Source organism: Mesorhizobium sp. MC2-1-1 (assembly GCF_057597255.1).
The window spans coordinates 2,748,427-2,763,893 of sequence record NZ_CP195205.1; the positions used below are offsets into that span (position 1 = coordinate 2,748,427).

Consider the following 15,467-nt stretch of genomic DNA (forward strand, 5'->3'; position numbering starts at 1 on the left):
CAGGGCTAGTGCGCAGCGCTGGCGGGGGGGCGCGAAGGAATGAGGCCTCCGGAAAGCCTGCCCAGGGCCGCCGCGCCCTTCCTCGGCTTCGCCAGGCTGCTGCGCCGCCGCGCCTTCGCCATCGCCCCCGAACAAGTCACCAGCTTCATGCAGGCGGTCACCTTGCTCGGCCCGCGCTCGATGAAAGACATCCGCGAGGCGGCTCTTGCGACGTTCGCGCCCCCGCCCGATCGCCGCGGCGAATTCGAGGCGCATTTCCGAGCCTATTTCCACGGCGATGCCAAGCCTTCGATCGAAGGCGAGGAAGACGACGAAACCCGGATCAAGGACGATCGCGGCACGCACGAGGAAGAGAACAAGGTCGCTCGCCAGGAGAAGGGCGGCGAGCTGTCCTCGGCGCTCGAGCAACTGAGCAGCCGCGAATTCCAGCGCGACGCCGATGGCCTCGGCCAGCTCCGCCGCAAGCTCGCCTCTGCCCTCCCGACGCGCCGTTCCTTCCGCACCGCACGCACCCGCTCGCGCGGCTCGTTCGACCTCCGACGCTCGCTCGGCGAAATCGTCGGCGCCGATGGCGATATCCCCTCGCCGCTGCTGCGCCGCCGCCTGGCCGTGCCGCGAAAACTGCTTCTGCTTATCGATATCTCCGGCTCGATGAAGCTGCACACGGCCGATTACCTCAAGCTCGCTCACGCCGCTGTTCAGGGCGCGGATCGCGCGGAAGTCTTCACCTTCGGCACGCGTCTCACCCGCATCACTTCCGCGCTGCGCATCCGAGACCGCGAGCAGGCGCTTGCCCGCGCCGCGGCGCTCGTCGACGATTGGGACGGCGGCACCCGCATGGGGCCGACATTGCTCGCCTTCCTGTCGGTACCGCGCTTTTCCGCCTTCGCGCGCGGCGCCTGCGTCGTCATCCTGTCCGACGGCCTGGAACGCGGTGACCATTCCGACCTCGAAACCGCGATGCGCCGCCTCGGCGCCCGCGCTTTCCGGCTGTCGCTGGCGACGCCGCTCGCCGGCGATCCGCGCTTTCGCCCGGCGACGGCCGCGCTTCACGCTCTCCTGCCGGTGCTCGACGATCTGGTCGACGGCTCGTCTGTCGGAAGCCTGGCTGATTTCATCCTGTCGCTCGGCCGCCCCGCGCCTGCGGCTTCAGTCATCTGGAAAGGGGTATCGTGATGCAGAGAGCCATCGACGCGCATTTCCACATCTGGCGCCAACAGGATCAGCCCTGGCTGGTCGGGCCGATGGTGCCGCGCATCTTCGGCCCTTACGAGGCGATCCGCCGCGACTACCCGATCACGGAATTCCTCGAAGATCAGAAGGGCTCGGGCGTCGAGAAGGCCGTCTATGTCCAGACCAACTGGGCCAAGGAGGATTTCGAAAAGGAGGTCGCCTTCCTGCAGAAGACCGCGGACGAGACCGGCTGGCCGCACGCCATCGTCGGCTATGCCGACATGACGGTCGACGACGTCCGCCCGCAGATCGACCGGCTGATGAAATATAAGCTGCTGCGCGGCGTGCGCATGCAGCTCCATTGGCACGAGACGCCCGCTTTCCGCTTCGCAGCCTCGGCCGACCAGGTGATCGATCCGAAGGTTCGGGCTAACGTGACGTGGCTGAAGGACTACGGCCTCTCTTTCGACCTGCAACTCTTTCCGGCCCAGATGAAGGACGGGCTGATGCTGGTCTGCGAAAACCCTGAGACTAATTTCGTCCTCACCCATGCCGGCATGTTGACCGGAATGGAGCCGGAAACCACCGAAGCCTGGAAAGCCGGCCTCCGCACGCTTTCGGCGGCGCCCAATTTCTACGCCAAGCTGTCGGGGCTCGGCACTTTCGTTCACCGCAACGACCCCGAGCTCATCGCCTATATCGTCGACAACGCCATCGAGATCCTCGGCAGCAACCGGCTGATGTTCGGCTCGAACCTCCCGATCGAGAAGCTGTGGACCAGCCATGCCGAGCTGATCGAGGCGCACCGCGCCGCGGTTGCCAGGCACGGCGCGATGGCCGAGGCGGATATCTTCTGGAACACGGCGCGGAAGGTTTACCGGCCGGTGTAGGTCTTCCCTTCTCCCCTTGTGGGAGAAGGCAACGCCGCCGCCCCTTACTTCACCTCGAATTGCGGATCGAGCGGGATCTGCATGGCGGTGACCAGATGGTTCGTCTGCCCCGCCAGGCCGATGATCGACACCAGCTCGCCATGCTGCGCGTCGGTCATGCCTTTGGCCCGCGCGGCGGCCGTATGCGAATGGATGCAGTAGGAACAGCCATTGGCGGTGGAGACGGCGATATAGATCATTTCCTTGGTCAGCGGATCGATGGCGCTGTCGGTGACCATTACCGCCTTGAGCTGCTCCCACACCCGCCTCAGCGACGCCGGATCATTGGCCAGCCCCCGCCAGAAATTGTTGACGAAGTCGGATTTCCGCGTCGCGCGTATATCGTCGAACACGGCCTTCACCGCCGGGATCTTTTCGACCTCCGCATCGCTCAGCAGTTTCGTGGTGGCCATGGCGTGGTCCTTTCGTTTGAATCGTCTTCCCAACATATTGAATCAGAATCTGAGCCGTTGCGCTCAATCCATTTGCCCGATTCACTTTTCCAGCGCCGACCCTGGGATTCAGGTCAGGCCGAGTCGAAAATGGTGGCTTCCGAGAACCGGAGCGGAGCGTACTTAAGTACGTGAGCACCGGAAGCGCAGGAAGCCGCCATTTGCAGGCCGGCCTCACCTGAATCTAGTGCACTGCCGCATACATGATCTTTTCCTCCGTCGCCTCCGCCGGCGAGAACTCCTCGACGATGCGTCCCTGCCGGCAGACAAGGATGCGGTCGGACAGGTTCATGATCTCGGGCAGGTAGGACGAGATGACCACGACGGCGAGGCCCTCGTCGGCCAGCCGGTTGATGATCTGGTGGATCTCGGCGATGGCGCCGACATCGACGCCGCGCGTCGGTTCATCGAGGATGACGATGCGCGGCTGCTGCACCAGCCCCTTGCCGATCACCACCTTCTGCTGGTTGCCGCCGGAAAGCTCGACCACCCGGGCATTGTCGTTGATCGTCTTGATGTTGAGCGTCCTGGTCCATTCCGCCGAGAGCTGGCGCATCTCCTGCTGGTTGATCACCCAGGCCTTTTCGCGGCCGGCGGCAAGCAGCCCGCCGAACAGGTTCTCGGCGATGCTCATCGTCTCGAAGATGCCTTCGCTCTTGCGGTCCTCGGTGACATAGACGATGCCGTCGGCCACCGCCTCGCTCGGGACGAGGTAACGGACCGGCTTATCGTCCAGTTCGATCGTGCCGCCGCGCAGGAAATCGCGCTTGTAGATGCCCGAGACGATCTTGAAGGTTTCGGTGCGCCCCGATCCGATCAACCCGAACACGCCGGTGATCTGACCTTCGAAGATCGAGAAGGAATTGTTGCGCACGATGTTGCTCATCGAGATGTCCTGCATTGACAGCACTCTCTTGCCGGCCTTGCGCAGCTTCGTCTCGTCGCGCTGGCGGTAGATCTGTCCCGACAGCGAGCGCCCGACCATGGCGGCGACAATCTTGTCGCGGTCGAAAGCGGACGTATCGTCGGTGATCACCAGTTCGCCGTCGCGCAGGATCGTGATGCGGTCGGCGATCATCAGCGCTTCTTCCAGCGCGTGGCTGATGAACACGATCGAGACCCCGCGCGCCTTCAATCGGCGGATCAGCGCGAAGAAATGGCGCTTCTCCTCCGGCGTCAGCGTCGCCGTCGGCTCGTCGAAGATGATGATCTCGGCATTGTGGTGGACGGCGCGCGCGATCTCGACCATTTGCCGCTTGGCTGCGCCAAGTGTAGCCACCATCGCGTTCGGATCGACCGGGAAGTTCAGCGACTGCAGGAACTGCTGTGCCGAGATGTAGGTGCCGCGTAGCCGGTTGAGGAATTTCTCGGTGCCGAGATAGAGGTTCTGCGCCACCGTCATCGACGGCACCAGGCTGGTCTCCTGGAACACCATGGCAATGCCGGCCTCCAGAGCGGCATGCGGCGAGGCGTAAGCGATCTCCTGCCCCTTGTGGAACATCTTGCCCGAAGTCGCGTCGACGACGCCGGCGATGATCTTGGTCAGGGTCGACTTGCCCGCGCCGTTCTCGCCGAGCAGCGCGTGGATCTCGCCCTTCCTCAGGTCGAAGCTGACGTTCTTCACCGCCGGCACGCCGCGATAAGTCTTGGTGACGCTTTCCAGACGGACGATCGTCTCCATCAGAAACCTCCCGAAGCGAGGTCGACGGCAAGCACGCAATCGCCGCCCTTGGAGGCGATGAAAAGGCGGCCGTCCCGTTCCGCAACGCTGCAGATGCCGTGGCGCGTGCCGTTGGCGCGGCTGTGCAGGCTGAACTGCGGCTGCAGGGCCCGATCGAGCTTCACGACGAGACCGTAGGAACGGCTGGGCGACCACGGCTTGTGGATACCCATGGTGCGGATACCGCCGCATTGCAGCGGCTCGAGGAAGCTGCGGTTAGAGGCGAGCGCCGGCGCGATCCAGTAGGCCGGCGGCACCTGGTCGATCATGTCCTGGCGATAATGTGTTTCCTGCAGCACGAATTCGATAAGCCGGTTGCGCGGCGCAAACAGCGTCAGCCACGCGCCGCCGTCGCCGGCCGGCGAGAGCCGAGCGGGGTAGCCTGGCAGATGCGTCAGCACGTTAGACCGGTTCCCGTTCGCGCCGTCGATGCGCACGAGCTGGTGACGCCAGCTTTCGCTGACCAGCACATCGGCACCCAACGGGTGAAGCCCATAGGGGAAGGCGATGTCGCCGGCGGTCTTTTGAAAACCGATACCTCCCGGGCCGCACCGCCAAAGCGCACCGGATGCGCCCTTCTTCATCAGGTCGGCCGCCCACTGCGACGGCAGGTGGTGTGCCGAACCATTGGCCAGCCACAGCGTGCCGTCATCGGCATAGGCAAGCGCGGTGATGCATCGGATTTCGGCCGGCAGCGAAACTTCCTTGCCGGCAATCAGCAGCCTGCCGCTCTCCAACGCGACCGTCAGTTCGCCCGATGGCGACAGCGCCAGCGCGGTGACGGGCGATTGAAAGGTCTCGACCACCGCTGGCTCGGAACCAGCGGCGATCGCCAGGATGGCGTTGCCGCTGGAGACAAGCATACGCCCATCGGCCGCCAGGAGATTGTCCGGCTCGGTCAGTTCGGCGAAGGCCGGCAGGTCGTCCAGCCGCGTGTTGGGACGGAAAGCGCCGTCCAGCGGCGGGATGGTTACCGCCTTGCCGCGGAAGACATCCAGGATCGGATCGAGGATCATAGCTTGCCTCCCCAATAGGAAGCGGGGCTGGTCCAGTTCGGATCCGCGCCGGCTATCTTGTAGCGCCCGATGCGATTGTTGAGGATGCCCCCGACGAATAGATAGCCCTTGTGCTCGCGCATCGAGGTCACCATCGGATGCGCATTGCCGGAAAGATCGCCGAGCGTCTCGACGATGCCGCCTTTCTCGTTGAACTTCACCACGCCGCCGGTGTTGATGTTGGGAAACAGCCATTCGTCCTGCGGCAGGCGCCGTGTCATGCGCTTGCGCATATCGGGGTGGCGCAACGACAGATCGAAGCTCGGCGTGCGCATGCCCAGCCATGCCATCCAGTAATTGCCGTCGGAAGCGCGGTTGATGTTGTCGGGATAGCCCGGCATGTCGCGGATGACGCATTCGACGGTTCCCGCCTTCGGCCCTTCAAGCCAGTAGCGATGCACGCGGCAGGCCCAGCTTTCGGCGAAGAACAGCGATTTGCCGTCATGCGCCATGCACACACCGTTGGTGTAGCGGTAGCCGTCGAGCAGCGTCCTGGTCGATCCGTCCTTCGGATCGTAGACCAATAGGCGGCCCGTGGCGCGGTTCTCGATCGAGTCCAGCGCCCAGTCATGGGCGTCATAGCGCTTGGTGGAATCCGTGAAATAGATGCGGCCATCCGGCGCGATATCGCAATCGTTGGGGTCGCGCAGGCGCGCATCGTCGACGATCGAGGTCCAGGAGCGCGCGGTCTCGGCCGACAGGCGCTTCACCTCGCGCTCCGGCGAGACCGAATAGAGCCCCATGGCGCCGACGCAGCTGATCAAGTTGCCTTCCTTGTCGAAAGCGAGTCCCAGCGGAAAGCCGCCGATATGGGCAAACACTTCCGACTTCACATAGTCCGGGGCGAAGAAGCGGACGATCTCGCCATGGCGCGTGCCGCAATAGAGATGGTCGTCGCGGTCGAGGATGACGTCTTCCGGTCCTTCCAGCTCGCCGAGCCCGATGTGATCCGCTGCAGAAAGCCGGTTGTCGAGCTCGTAGGACGTGCCGGAGCCGGGCGCGGCTGATTGCGTCTCGCCCATCTTGAGGTAGACCGGCGCGACATAGACCTCGTTCAGCACCTTGTGGCGGTTCTTCAGCCACCGGATATCGATGGTGACGGCGACCGCGAGCAGGATGCCGAGCACCATCTGGTTGGTGCCGGTGCCGTAGCCCAGCCGGATCAGGCCGTTGGTCATGGTGAGCACGATGATCGCGCCCATAAGGCCCTTGACCACCGAGCCGCGTCCGCCACCCAGGCTGACGCCGCCGACCACAGCCGCCGTCAGCGCCATGATTTCCAGGTTGAGACCGGTGCCCGGCCCTGCCCCACTCAACCGGCAGGCGATGAGGAAGCCGCCGATCGATGAGCAGAACCCTGAAAAGACATAGGTCATGAAGACGGTACGGCGCACGCGGATGCCGGCATTGTGCGCCGAGCGGCGCGAACCGCCAACCGCCAGCACATGCCAGCCCGGCCGCGAGCGCGTCAGCGCTATATGCGTTACGGTGGCGAGGATGATCGCCAGCCAGACCGACACCGACAGGCCCCAGAACGTGCCGTCGCCGATGAAGTCGAGCACATCGGACGAGGCCTGGGAAAGCTGGACATCGGCGGCATAGGAGCTGACCAGTATGTCGAACAGCGCCCGCCCGAAGATGAAGGTGACCAGCGTGGTGAGAAAGGCGCGCAGCCTCAGATATCCGACGAGGTAGCCGTTGATGGCGCCGAAGACCAGCCCGGTGGCGAGCGCGGCGGCCAGGGCCAGCCAGATCGACTGATCGAGGATGAAGAAGACATAGACGGCGGAAAAGCACGACAGCGCGAAGATCGAGCCGACCGACAGATCGATGCCGCCGCCGAGCATCACCACGGTCATGCCGATCACCACCAGCGAGAACTCGCCGAGCTGGCGGGTCGATTCCTGCAGGGAGTTGAGCTTGAAGAAGCCAGGAATGATCGAGCCGAACACCCCAAGCGTCGCCACCAGCGCCAGGAACGGTATGGCGTTGTCGGTCCAGCGCTTGGTGAGAATCTCGCCGACCAGATGATCGGGCACGAGATTGTAGCGCCAGGCCTGGAGGCGTTCACGGAAGGTCATCGGCTGCTGCTGTCATTCAAGCGAAAGGAGTGGCAACGGGAAGAGAAGTGGCCGGAACGATCCGGCCACCTCGGGATGCTTCAAACGACGCGGCTTACTTCGCCGCCGCCTCAGCCTGCAGCGCCTTGAGGTCCCAGCAGCTGTCGGGCTTGAGGTCCGCCTTCGTCGTCGCCTTCTCCAGCGTGTAGATATAGGTGTGCGAAGTGCCGGCCGGCTGGCCGCTCTGCAGCAGGAACTTGATGATGGCGTTCATGTCGCCCGACTGGCGGGCAAGATCCGTCATCACCACCGCGCCATAGGTGCCGTCTTGCAGCTTGTCGCAATCGGCCGCCTTTTCACCGCCGCCAGTGGTGACCAAGAACACCTTGCCGTCGAGCTTGGCGTCGCGGATCGCGGCGGAAGCGCCGGTGGCGTCGCCGTCCCAGAAGTCGATGATCGAGCAGATGTCCGGGTGCTGCTGCAGCATCGTCGTCGTCACATTGCGCGAGGTGGTCGCGTCCCAATTGGAGTCCGGCTTGGCGACAACCTGGAAGTCGGGATGCTTCTCCAGCACCTTCATGATGCCGGCATACTGGTAGAGGCTGGAGGAGTTCGCCTGGTCGCCCTGCACCAGCCCGATCTTCTTCGACGAATTCTCGCCGCAACCCTTGATCGCCGCTTCGGCCTCTAGCTGGCCAAGCTTATCCCAGTCGCTGCCAACGAAGGCGTCGGCCGGGAAGTTCGCCGGATTGTCGACCAGCAGCACATAGGTGCCGGCGGCCTGCGCCTTCTTCATCAGCTTCGAGTAGGAATTGAGGTCAGGCGCATGGATGATCAGCACGTCTGGCCGCTTGTCCGAAGCTATGGCGTCGGTGATCGCCTGCGCGCCGGCATCGACGACCCAGTTCGGATCGCGCGTCTCGAACGTGCCACCCCAGGCCTCGACTTCCTTCTTCAGGTAATGCGCCCAGCCCTGCGCCAGGTCGAAGCCCATCGCCAGCGGCACCAACATGACGCGCTTGCCGTTGAGCGCCTTGGCATAGGCGGCCGGGCCCGGATCGTCGGCGGCGAAGCTCGGCGCGGCGAAGGCGGTTACGGCGAGCGCCGTAGCGGCGGCCATCAATGTTCTGAACAGTTTCATGTCATATCCTCTCGTTCGTTTTCATTGCCGGGTGATCGTCACGATCGCTCCGGGTACCCCCAGAGCAGATGGGCTGGCCCATCTGCTCTAAATGTCGCCCTGTTGCGCGGTCTGCTCGTCGCGCGGATTGATGATGCCGTCGACGATGATGGCCCCGAGCAGGATCGCAGCCTTGATCAGGTTCTGGTAGAGCAGCGGAATGTCGATGATGGTCATCGCGTTGAGCAGAATGCCGATCAGCGCGGCGCCCACCAGCACGTTGCGCACCCCGCCTCGCCCGCCCGACAGCCCGATGCCGCCGATCACCGCTACCAGCACGATGTCGTAGAGCAGCGTCGAATTGACGACGCGTGTGTTGATCGAATGCAGGCTGGCCGCTGTGAGCAGACCGGCGATCAGGGCCACCACCGCCGAAAGCGCGTAGCGCAGAACCAGCATCGGCCGCACCGGAATGCCGATGTTGCGCGCCGCGACCGGGTTGTCGCCGGCGAAATAGATGAAGCGGCCCCATTTGGTGTAGCGCAGGAACAGGAAAACCAGGAAAGCCAGTCCGGCAAAGACGAAGACCTCGACGGGGATGTCAAGGAAGCGCACGCCGCCCAGCACTTCCACCCAATGGCCCTGAGGCACCGGAACGGCATCCTGCGTGATCAGTTGCGAACGCACATAGCCGAAGACGAAGGAGCCGGTGGCTAGGGTGACGAAGATCGCCGGCACGTCGGCATAGGCGACCAGAAACCCGTTGAGCACGCCGATGGCGAGAACACCTGCGAGCACATAGGCAAAGGCGAGCCCATCCGCGGTGCCGGTGTTGAGCAACTGGAGGTACCAGGCGACCGACATCGCCATGATAGCCACCGCCGACAGGTCGATTCCGCGGCCGATGATGACGACCGCCATACCGAGCGCCAGGATGCCCAGCACCGATACAGAGCGGACAATGGCGACGATATTGTCGGCGGTCAGGAAGCCGGGCAGGCCGAGGGCCGCGGCGGCAAACAGCAGGATGGCGATGGCAAAGACGATGCCTTCCTGATTGAGGCGCCTCCAGTTCGGCCAGCCGATCGCATTCATCATTTATGTTTTTCGCCCCGACGGACAGGCCTTGGCCAGGCCTGCATCCCCGCACGAAAGCTAATCGGCTCAACGCAGGCTCGTCAAATGAATCCGCGTTCAACAGGCGCACTTGTACTGCCAAAGGACAAGTGGACGCATCGATTGCCGAAACTGGCGCAATAGGCGGAAACTCCTAGGCTTTTGGCAATCCGTTGCACGGATCGCGCGCCCGGCGGAAGGGCTTGTCCGACGACGCCGAAGCAAACGCAATTTAAATCCGCCAAATGCGCCAGGCGCGATCTGAATCGTCTTCTGACGGCCGAAGACCTCGGCTCCGGCACTGGCCGGCGGGACCGGGAAGCGCGGCGCCTCCACGCCGGCCCGCTCCGGAGCTTGCCCAACAAACTTCCGTGTCATCGTTTCGCCTGTTATGGATGAGCCCGGGGTGGCCGAGGAAACCGCATGAAGCCTATCTATATCGACTACCTCAATGCTCTCGACATCGAAGCTTTGGCCATGACCGACGCAGAGATCATCGGCGCCGTCGAAGCCGGCCTGGTCGCGCAGGGCAACGGCCGGACGGTGATCGAGCCCCGCGTCCATCTCGAGCCCGACCCGTCCTTCCACGGCCACTTCAACGTGCTTCGCGGCTATGTGGCGCCGCTCGATGCCGCCGGCGTGAAGATCGTCGGCGACTATGTCGACAACTACATGCACGGCCTGCCCTCGGAATTTGGCATCCTCAATCTTTTCGATCCGCGCACCGGCACGCCGCGCGCCATCCTCGACGCCACCGTCATCACCGACATGCGCACCGGCGCCGTCACCGCCATCGGCGCGAAGCATCTGGCGCGTAAGAATTCGAAGGTGCTCGGCCATATCGGCGCGCGCGGCACCGCTTATTGGAATGTGCGACTGCTCGACCATGTCTTCGACTTCGACGAGATCCGCGTCCATTCGCGCCGGCCTGAAAGCCGCGACGGCTTTGCCGCGAAGCTTGCCGCCGACCTCGGCAAGCCTGTCATGGCCGTGAGCGACTGGAAAAGCTGCGTGGAAGGCGCTGACATAGTGGTCGAAGCCTCTCGGCTGCCGGAGCCGCAGCCGCTGCTCAAGACCGAATGGATCAAGCGGGGCGCGCTGGTAGTGCCCTACGGCACAATGAGCGCCGTCGAGCTTTCGCTCACCGACATCATGCAGAAGATCGTCGTAGACGACTGGGGCCAGTGCAAGGGCGGCAAGTTCGGCTCGCTGCGCGCTCATGTCGAGACGGGACGGCTGAGCGAAGCGACGCTGCATGCCGAGCTCGGCCAGATCGCCGCCGGCCTCAAGGCAGGCCGGCAGAGCGATGGCGAGACGATCCTGTTCTGGCATCGCGGCCTCTCGCTTTCCGACATCGCGCTCGGCAAGGCCATGCTTGCCAAGGCCGGTGAAAACGGCATCGGCCAGAGGCTGCGTTTCGCATGACCCCCCTGGTTCTCACCGGCGCCGGCGTCAGCATCGAAGATGTGGTTGCCGCCGCGCGCAACGCCTGCAAGGTCGAGGTCACGACCGCCGTCCTCGAAAAACTCACCAAGGCGCGCCAGGTCCTCGATGCCGCCGCGGCCGGCGGCCAGCAGATCTACGGGCTGAACACCGGGCTCGGCGCCAATCTCGTCACCGCGGTCGAAGGCGACGCTAGCGCCTTCCAGCGCCAGCTGATCGAAGGCCGCAGCGCCGCCGTCGGCGAGGCCCTGCCGGTACCGGCGGTGCGGGCGGCGATGTTCGCCCGCATTGCAATGCTCGCTTCCGGTGGTTCGGGCCTATCACCGCGGGTGTTTACGGCGCTGCTTGAGGCGCTCAATGCCGGAGTGCATCCGGTGATGCCGTCGCTCGGCTCGATCGGCGCCGGCGATCTTCTGCTTATGACGGCGATCGCCCGCGTGCTCATCGGCGAGGGCGAAGCGGAGTATCAGGGCCGTCGCATGTCTGCGACCAAGGCGCTGATGATGGCGCGGCTTGCGCCCGTCGCTTTCTCACCGAAGGACGGCCTCTCCCTGATCAACGCCTCGGCGGTTTCCAGCGGCACCGGGGCGCTGGCGCTGGCCGATGCGCTGTCCGCGCTCGACCAGCAGCAGCAGGCAGCCGCGCTCACGATGGAAGGCATCGGTGCCAACCGTACCATCCTCGATCCGCGCCAGCATCAGGCGCGTCCCGGCGCCTGCCAGCAGCTTGCTGCGAAGGCCCTGCGCGACCTCTTGGCGCGCGATGAAATACCTGCGCCGACCACCATCCAGGACCCTCTGTCGATCCGCTGCATGCCCTCGATCCATGGCGCCCTGATCCAGGCGATCGACCATGCACGGTTGGCGGTCGAGATCGAGCTCAACGCCGCCGCCGACAATCCGCTGGTGCTTGCCGAGGATGAGCTGGTCATGTCGACCGGCAATTTCCACACCGCGTCGCTGGCGCTCGCCTTCGAGACGCTCGGCCTTTCGATCGCGCAATGCGCGGCGGCTTCAGCCGCTCGCTTCATCCAGCTCACCGGCTCGACCCGCCACGGCCTGCCGAAATATCTGTCGCCGGTCGGCGGGGCTTCCGCCGGCTTCGTCCCGCTGCAGAAGACGGTGACGGCGATCCTGGCCGCGATCCGTCACAAGGCCAATCCGGTGATGCTCGATTTCCTGCCTGTGTCCGAAGGTGTCGAGGACCACGCCACGCAAACGCCCCTCGCCGTTGCCAAATGCGCCGAGATGATCGTGCTATGGCGGCGGCTGATCGCCTTCGAGCTGATGGCCGCGGCACAGGCCGTCGATTTGCGCGAGGGCATGACGCTCGCCCCGGCCACGGGCGCGATCCACGCGGCGGTGCGCTCACATGTGGCGACGCTCAAGGAAGACAGGCCGCTCGGGATTGATTCCGAAGCGCTCTATGCTGCCCTGGCCAGCGGAATCTGGCACGGTCCGCCGGCCGCAGGCTGAAGCTTTCGACTCTTGGATCACGACTTTGCGTCGACCTTCTTCATGAACAGGGTGAGCTGGTCCGGGGCCGTGTGCACGATATGCTGTCTTCCGGATAGGCGCCGCTGTTGACGTTGGCGGCATGTGGCCGCGATTTGTGCCGAGGATTTCCTCGCGCCATTCATATCTCATCAGTGCCGGCAGTCGGCCTTATGCCGCGATCAGCACCGTGCTGTCCGGTGACCAGCTGAGCACGACGGGTTCGCCTTCCGCCAGGCGTTCGGCGCCTGTGTTCTGGACGATCACCTTCAACGTCTGGCGGTCGCGGTCTACGAAATAGGTGCTGTTGTTGCCCGAGAAGATGCGCTTGGACACCTTTCCCTTGAGAACATTGGCGCCCGCCGCTTCAGCTATCCCGGCGCCGGTCGAAATCCGGATGCGCTCCGGCCGCACGGCGCAGCTCGCCTCGGTGCCAGCCGGCACGGAGGCGCCTGTCGAAGCCTGGATCGTCGTCCCGTCCTGCAGCTTGATCCCCGAACCGGTGGCAACGCCGCGAAAGATGTTGGCATCGCCGAGGAAGGTCGCGGCGAACTCGCTCTGAGGTCTGTCATAGATCTCCTCCGGCGGCCCTTCCTGCACCAGCATGCCGTCGCGCAATATGCCGACGCGGTCGCTCATCGTCAGCGCCTCTTCCTGGTCGTGCGTAACGAAGATGGTGGTGATGCCGATCTCGCGCTGGATGCGTTTCAGCTCGATCTGCATGTCCACGCGCAGCGCCTTGTCGAGCGCGCCGAGCGGCTCGTCGAGCAGGAGCACGCGCGGCTTGGTGACTATGGCCCTGGCGAGCGCGACACGCTGGCGCTGGCCGCCGGAAAGCTGGTGCGGCTTGCGGGCGCCAAGCTTGCCGAGCTGCACAAGGTCGAGCGCGCGCTGCACCTCCGCCGTGATCGTCGCCTTCGGCTCGCCGCGCACCGAGAGGCCGAAGGCGACATTGTCGGCGACGCTCATATTGGGAAACAGCGCATAGTTCTGGAACACCATGCCGATGCGACGCTTCTCGACCGGCACACGTTCGACGCTTTCGCCGCCGATGGCGATGCGGCCTGTATCCGGAAAATCGAAGCCGGCGATCTGCCTGAGCAGCGTGGTCTTGCCGCTGCCGGAGGGACCGAGCAGCGCATAGAAGCCGCCATCGGCGAAATCGATCGACACATCGTCCAGCGCCTTGTGCGCGCCGAAGCTGCGGGAGACGTTCGCGACCTGCACGCCTGCCATTATTTCTCTCCGCCAAACTTGAAGAAGCGCGCCGTGAGCAGCATCAACGCCATCGACACGGCAATGATGATCGTCGAGACCGCGTTGATCTCCGGAGTAAAACCCTTTCGGATCGCGGCATAGATCTCAACCGGTAGTGTCGTTTGGCCGGGCGTCGACAGGAAATAGGAGACCACGAACTGGTCGAACGACACTGCGAAGGCGAACAGCCCGCCGGCAATCACGCCGGGCATGATCCAGGGCAAGGTCACGCGCATGGTCACCTGCCACTGATTGGCGCCGAGCGAGCGCGCCGCCTCCTCGAGCTCAGGCGCGAAGGTCTGCAGCCGGGCGGAGACGACGACGATCACATAGGGCAACGCCAGCGCGACATGGCCGAGCAGGATAGCAACAAGCCCCCGGCCGATACCGACGCCGAAGAAGAAGATCAGCATCGCCGTGCCGGTGATCAGCCATGGAATGGCAATCGGCGGAAACAGCAGCGCCTGCAGGAGCTTCTTGCCGCGAAACTCGTAGCGGTAGAGCGCGAGCGAGGCCATCGAACCGAGCACGGTCGAGATCAAAGTGGTGATGATCGCGATCTCGATGCTGTTCCAGGTCGCGGCGATCAGCTGGTCGTTCTGCCAAAGCGACGAATACCAGTCCGTCGTCCACTCGAACGGCAACTGGTAGAAGGGTGACGCGTTGAAGGACATCGCCGCCATGATGGTGATCGGCAGATAGAGGAAGCCGAGCAAAAGCACGATGTATAACCGTCCAAGCCATTCGAGGATCCGCGTCGTCGCCATCAGCCGGCTCTCCGCAGGACGGGCGCGGCCAGCGCCAGAATGATCAGCACGACCGCGAGCAGGATGAAAGAGAGCGCGGCACCCAGCGGCCAGTTGAACACGGCGACGAACTGGTCCTCGATCACCGTGCCGTAGAAAGTGCCGGTGCGACCACCCAGAATGCGCGGCTCCATGAACGAGCCGACCACCGGCACGAAGATGAGTGCTGCGCCCGCGATCAGGCCCGGCATCGACAGCGGAATGATCACCCGCCACAGCACCTGCCGCCGCGACGCGCCGAGCGAGCGCCCTGCCTCGATCAGCGAATCGTCGATAGCCTGCAGCGTGAGGTAACAGGTCAGCACCATGTAGGGCACGTAGGAGTGCACGAGGCCGATGATGACGGCCGGATAGGAATACATGAGATCGATATTGATCTTGAACGGCAGCACGGCGTTGAGCGCGGTGTCGAGGATACCGCCTTCGCGCAGCACCATCGCCCAGGAGAAGATACGCACCAGCCCGTTCGACCAGAACGGCAGGATGACGAGCAGGAAGATCGCCTCGCGGCTGCGCCCCTTCAACACCTTGGCCAGCACATAGGCCGCCGGATAGCCGATGACGACGCACCACAGCGTCACCTCGAGACCGAGACGCAATGATGCGATGAGCAGCGTCGAATAGAGGCCTTGCGAGAAGAAGGCGGCGTAGTTTCCGAGCGTGAAGGACCATTCTTTGCCGGCCAGCGGCAGGTCGGTCATGAAAGAGAAGAACACCATGGCCGACAGCGGCAGGAAGATCGCCACCGTCAGCCATAGATAGGCGGGAAGGAGAAGCGGCAGGGCCGGCCGCAGTCCGCGCCGCGAAGCGATCGCAAGCTGGTCAGCCATTGCCTCTCCTCCC

General features: G+C 64.2%; 13 protein-coding genes. 4 read left to right on the forward strand and 9 right to left on the reverse strand.

Annotation, left to right across the window (positions count from 1 at the left end; translation table 11 throughout):
• Positions 1–39 precede the first annotated feature (39 nt).
• Positions 40–1,176, forward strand: coding sequence for a vWA domain-containing protein (locus tag ACR64R_RS13710; protein WP_487362147.1), 1,137 nt, complete (start codon positions 40–42; stop codon positions 1,174–1,176).
• The gene (locus ACR64R_RS13715) at positions 1,176–2,063 is read left to right on the forward strand and encodes an amidohydrolase family protein (protein WP_487362435.1); all 888 of its coding nucleotides are present in this window, start codon (positions 1,176–1,178) and stop codon (positions 2,061–2,063) included. The genes ACR64R_RS13710 and ACR64R_RS13715 overlap by 1 nt, the downstream gene beginning before the upstream one ends.
• A gap of 44 nt (positions 2,064–2,107) precedes the next feature.
• Here the strand turns inward: ACR64R_RS13715 and ACR64R_RS13720 are convergent, their stop codons facing one another.
• The 6 genes from ACR64R_RS13720 to ACR64R_RS13745 form a co-directional block, all read right to left on the reverse strand.
• Positions 2,108–2,515, reverse strand: a complete 408-nt coding sequence (locus ACR64R_RS13720) for a carboxymuconolactone decarboxylase family protein (RefSeq protein WP_487362148.1) — start codon at positions 2,513–2,515, stop codon at positions 2,108–2,110.
• 223 nt (positions 2,516–2,738) lie between these two features.
• Positions 2,739–4,235 carry a sugar ABC transporter ATP-binding protein gene (locus tag ACR64R_RS13725; protein ID WP_487362149.1) on the reverse strand — a complete coding sequence of 499 codons (1,497 nt, stop codon included), beginning with the start codon at positions 4,233–4,235 and terminating at the stop codon, positions 2,739–2,741.
• On the reverse strand, positions 4,235–5,290 hold the full coding sequence (locus tag ACR64R_RS13730; RefSeq protein WP_487362150.1) for an SMP-30/gluconolactonase/LRE family protein: 1,056 nt from the start codon (positions 5,288–5,290) through the stop codon (positions 4,235–4,237). The genes ACR64R_RS13725 and ACR64R_RS13730 overlap by 1 nt, the downstream gene beginning before the upstream one ends.
• Positions 5,287–7,410 carry an ABC transporter permease gene (locus tag ACR64R_RS13735; RefSeq protein WP_487362151.1) on the reverse strand — a complete coding sequence of 708 codons (2,124 nt, stop codon included), beginning with the start codon at positions 7,408–7,410 and terminating at the stop codon, positions 5,287–5,289. Before ACR64R_RS13735 ends, ACR64R_RS13730 begins: the two co-directional genes overlap by 4 nt.
• Before the next feature lie 94 nt (positions 7,411–7,504).
• On the reverse strand, positions 7,505–8,530 hold the full coding sequence (locus ACR64R_RS13740) for a sugar ABC transporter substrate-binding protein (RefSeq protein WP_487362152.1): 1,026 nt from the start codon (positions 8,528–8,530) through the stop codon (positions 7,505–7,507).
• Between the two features lie 87 nt (positions 8,531–8,617).
• Complete coding sequence (locus tag ACR64R_RS13745; RefSeq protein ID WP_487362436.1) at positions 8,618–9,604, reverse strand: ABC transporter permease; 987 nt, start codon at positions 9,602–9,604, stop codon at positions 8,618–8,620.
• A 444-nt stretch (positions 9,605–10,048) separates the two neighbouring features.
• Between ACR64R_RS13745 and ACR64R_RS13750 the strand changes: the two genes are divergently transcribed.
• A complete protein-coding gene (locus ACR64R_RS13750) occupies positions 10,049–11,050 on the forward strand; it encodes an ornithine cyclodeaminase family protein (protein WP_487362153.1) in 1,002 nt (333 codons plus the stop codon).
• Positions 11,047–12,543 carry an HAL/PAL/TAL family ammonia-lyase gene (locus ACR64R_RS13755; protein ID WP_487362154.1) on the forward strand — a complete coding sequence of 499 codons (1,497 nt, stop codon included), beginning with the start codon at positions 11,047–11,049 and terminating at the stop codon, positions 12,541–12,543. The genes ACR64R_RS13750 and ACR64R_RS13755 overlap by 4 nt, the downstream gene beginning before the upstream one ends.
• Positions 12,544–12,732: 189 nt before the next feature.
• On the opposite strand, the gene ACR64R_RS13760 is transcribed toward ACR64R_RS13755, so the two are convergent.
• The 3 genes from ACR64R_RS13760 to ACR64R_RS13770 are packed head-to-tail and all read right to left on the reverse strand — an operon-like array spanning position 12,733 to position 15,454.
• Entirely contained in the window at positions 12,733–13,797 is a 1,065-nt protein-coding gene (locus ACR64R_RS13760; RefSeq protein ID WP_487362155.1) for an ABC transporter ATP-binding protein, read from the reverse strand.
• On the reverse strand, positions 13,797–14,585 hold the full coding sequence (locus ACR64R_RS13765; protein WP_487362156.1) for an ABC transporter permease: 789 nt from the start codon (positions 14,583–14,585) through the stop codon (positions 13,797–13,799). The genes ACR64R_RS13760 and ACR64R_RS13765 overlap by 1 nt, the downstream gene beginning before the upstream one ends.
• The gene (locus tag ACR64R_RS13770; RefSeq protein ID WP_487362157.1) at positions 14,585–15,454 is read right to left on the reverse strand and encodes an ABC transporter permease; all 870 of its coding nucleotides are present in this window, start codon (positions 15,452–15,454) and stop codon (positions 14,585–14,587) included. The genes ACR64R_RS13765 and ACR64R_RS13770 overlap by 1 nt, the downstream gene beginning before the upstream one ends.
• Positions 15,455–15,467: the final 13 nt, after the last annotated feature.

What these genes read in the sequence shown, in the direction of transcription:
- ACR64R_RS13710 (WP_487362147.1), top strand. Translation starts at nt 40, where the DNA reads ATGAGGCCTCCGGAAAGCCTGCCCAGGGCCGCCGCGCCCTTCCTCGGC.
- ACR64R_RS13715 (WP_487362435.1), top strand. Translation starts at nt 1,176, where the DNA reads ATGCAGAGAGCCATCGACGCGCATTTCCACATCTGGCGCCAACAGGAT.
- ACR64R_RS13720 (WP_487362148.1), bottom strand. Translation starts at nt 2,515, where the DNA reads ATGGCCACCACGAAACTGCTGAGCGATGCGGAGGTCGAAAAGATCCCG.
- ACR64R_RS13725 (WP_487362149.1), bottom strand. Translation starts at nt 4,235, where the DNA reads ATGGAGACGATCGTCCGTCTGGAAAGCGTCACCAAGACTTATCGCGGC.
- ACR64R_RS13730 (WP_487362150.1), bottom strand. Translation starts at nt 5,290, where the DNA reads ATGATCCTCGATCCGATCCTGGATGTCTTCCGCGGCAAGGCGGTAACC.
- ACR64R_RS13735 (WP_487362151.1), bottom strand. Translation starts at nt 7,410, where the DNA reads ATGACCTTCCGTGAACGCCTCCAGGCCTGGCGCTACAATCTCGTGCCC.
- ACR64R_RS13740 (WP_487362152.1), bottom strand. Translation starts at nt 8,530, where the DNA reads ATGAAACTGTTCAGAACATTGATGGCCGCCGCTACGGCGCTCGCCGTA.
- ACR64R_RS13745 (WP_487362436.1), bottom strand. Translation starts at nt 9,604, where the DNA reads ATGAATGCGATCGGCTGGCCGAACTGGAGGCGCCTCAATCAGGAAGGC.
- ACR64R_RS13750 (WP_487362153.1), top strand. Translation starts at nt 10,049, where the DNA reads ATGAAGCCTATCTATATCGACTACCTCAATGCTCTCGACATCGAAGCT.
- ACR64R_RS13755 (WP_487362154.1), top strand. Translation starts at nt 11,047, where the DNA reads ATGACCCCCCTGGTTCTCACCGGCGCCGGCGTCAGCATCGAAGATGTG.
- ACR64R_RS13760 (WP_487362155.1), bottom strand. Translation starts at nt 13,797, where the DNA reads ATGGCAGGCGTGCAGGTCGCGAACGTCTCCCGCAGCTTCGGCGCGCAC.
- ACR64R_RS13765 (WP_487362156.1), bottom strand. Translation starts at nt 14,585, where the DNA reads ATGGCGACGACGCGGATCCTCGAATGGCTTGGACGGTTATACATCGTG.
- ACR64R_RS13770 (WP_487362157.1), bottom strand. Translation starts at nt 15,454, where the DNA reads ATGGCTGACCAGCTTGCGATCGCTTCGCGGCGCGGACTGCGGCCGGCC.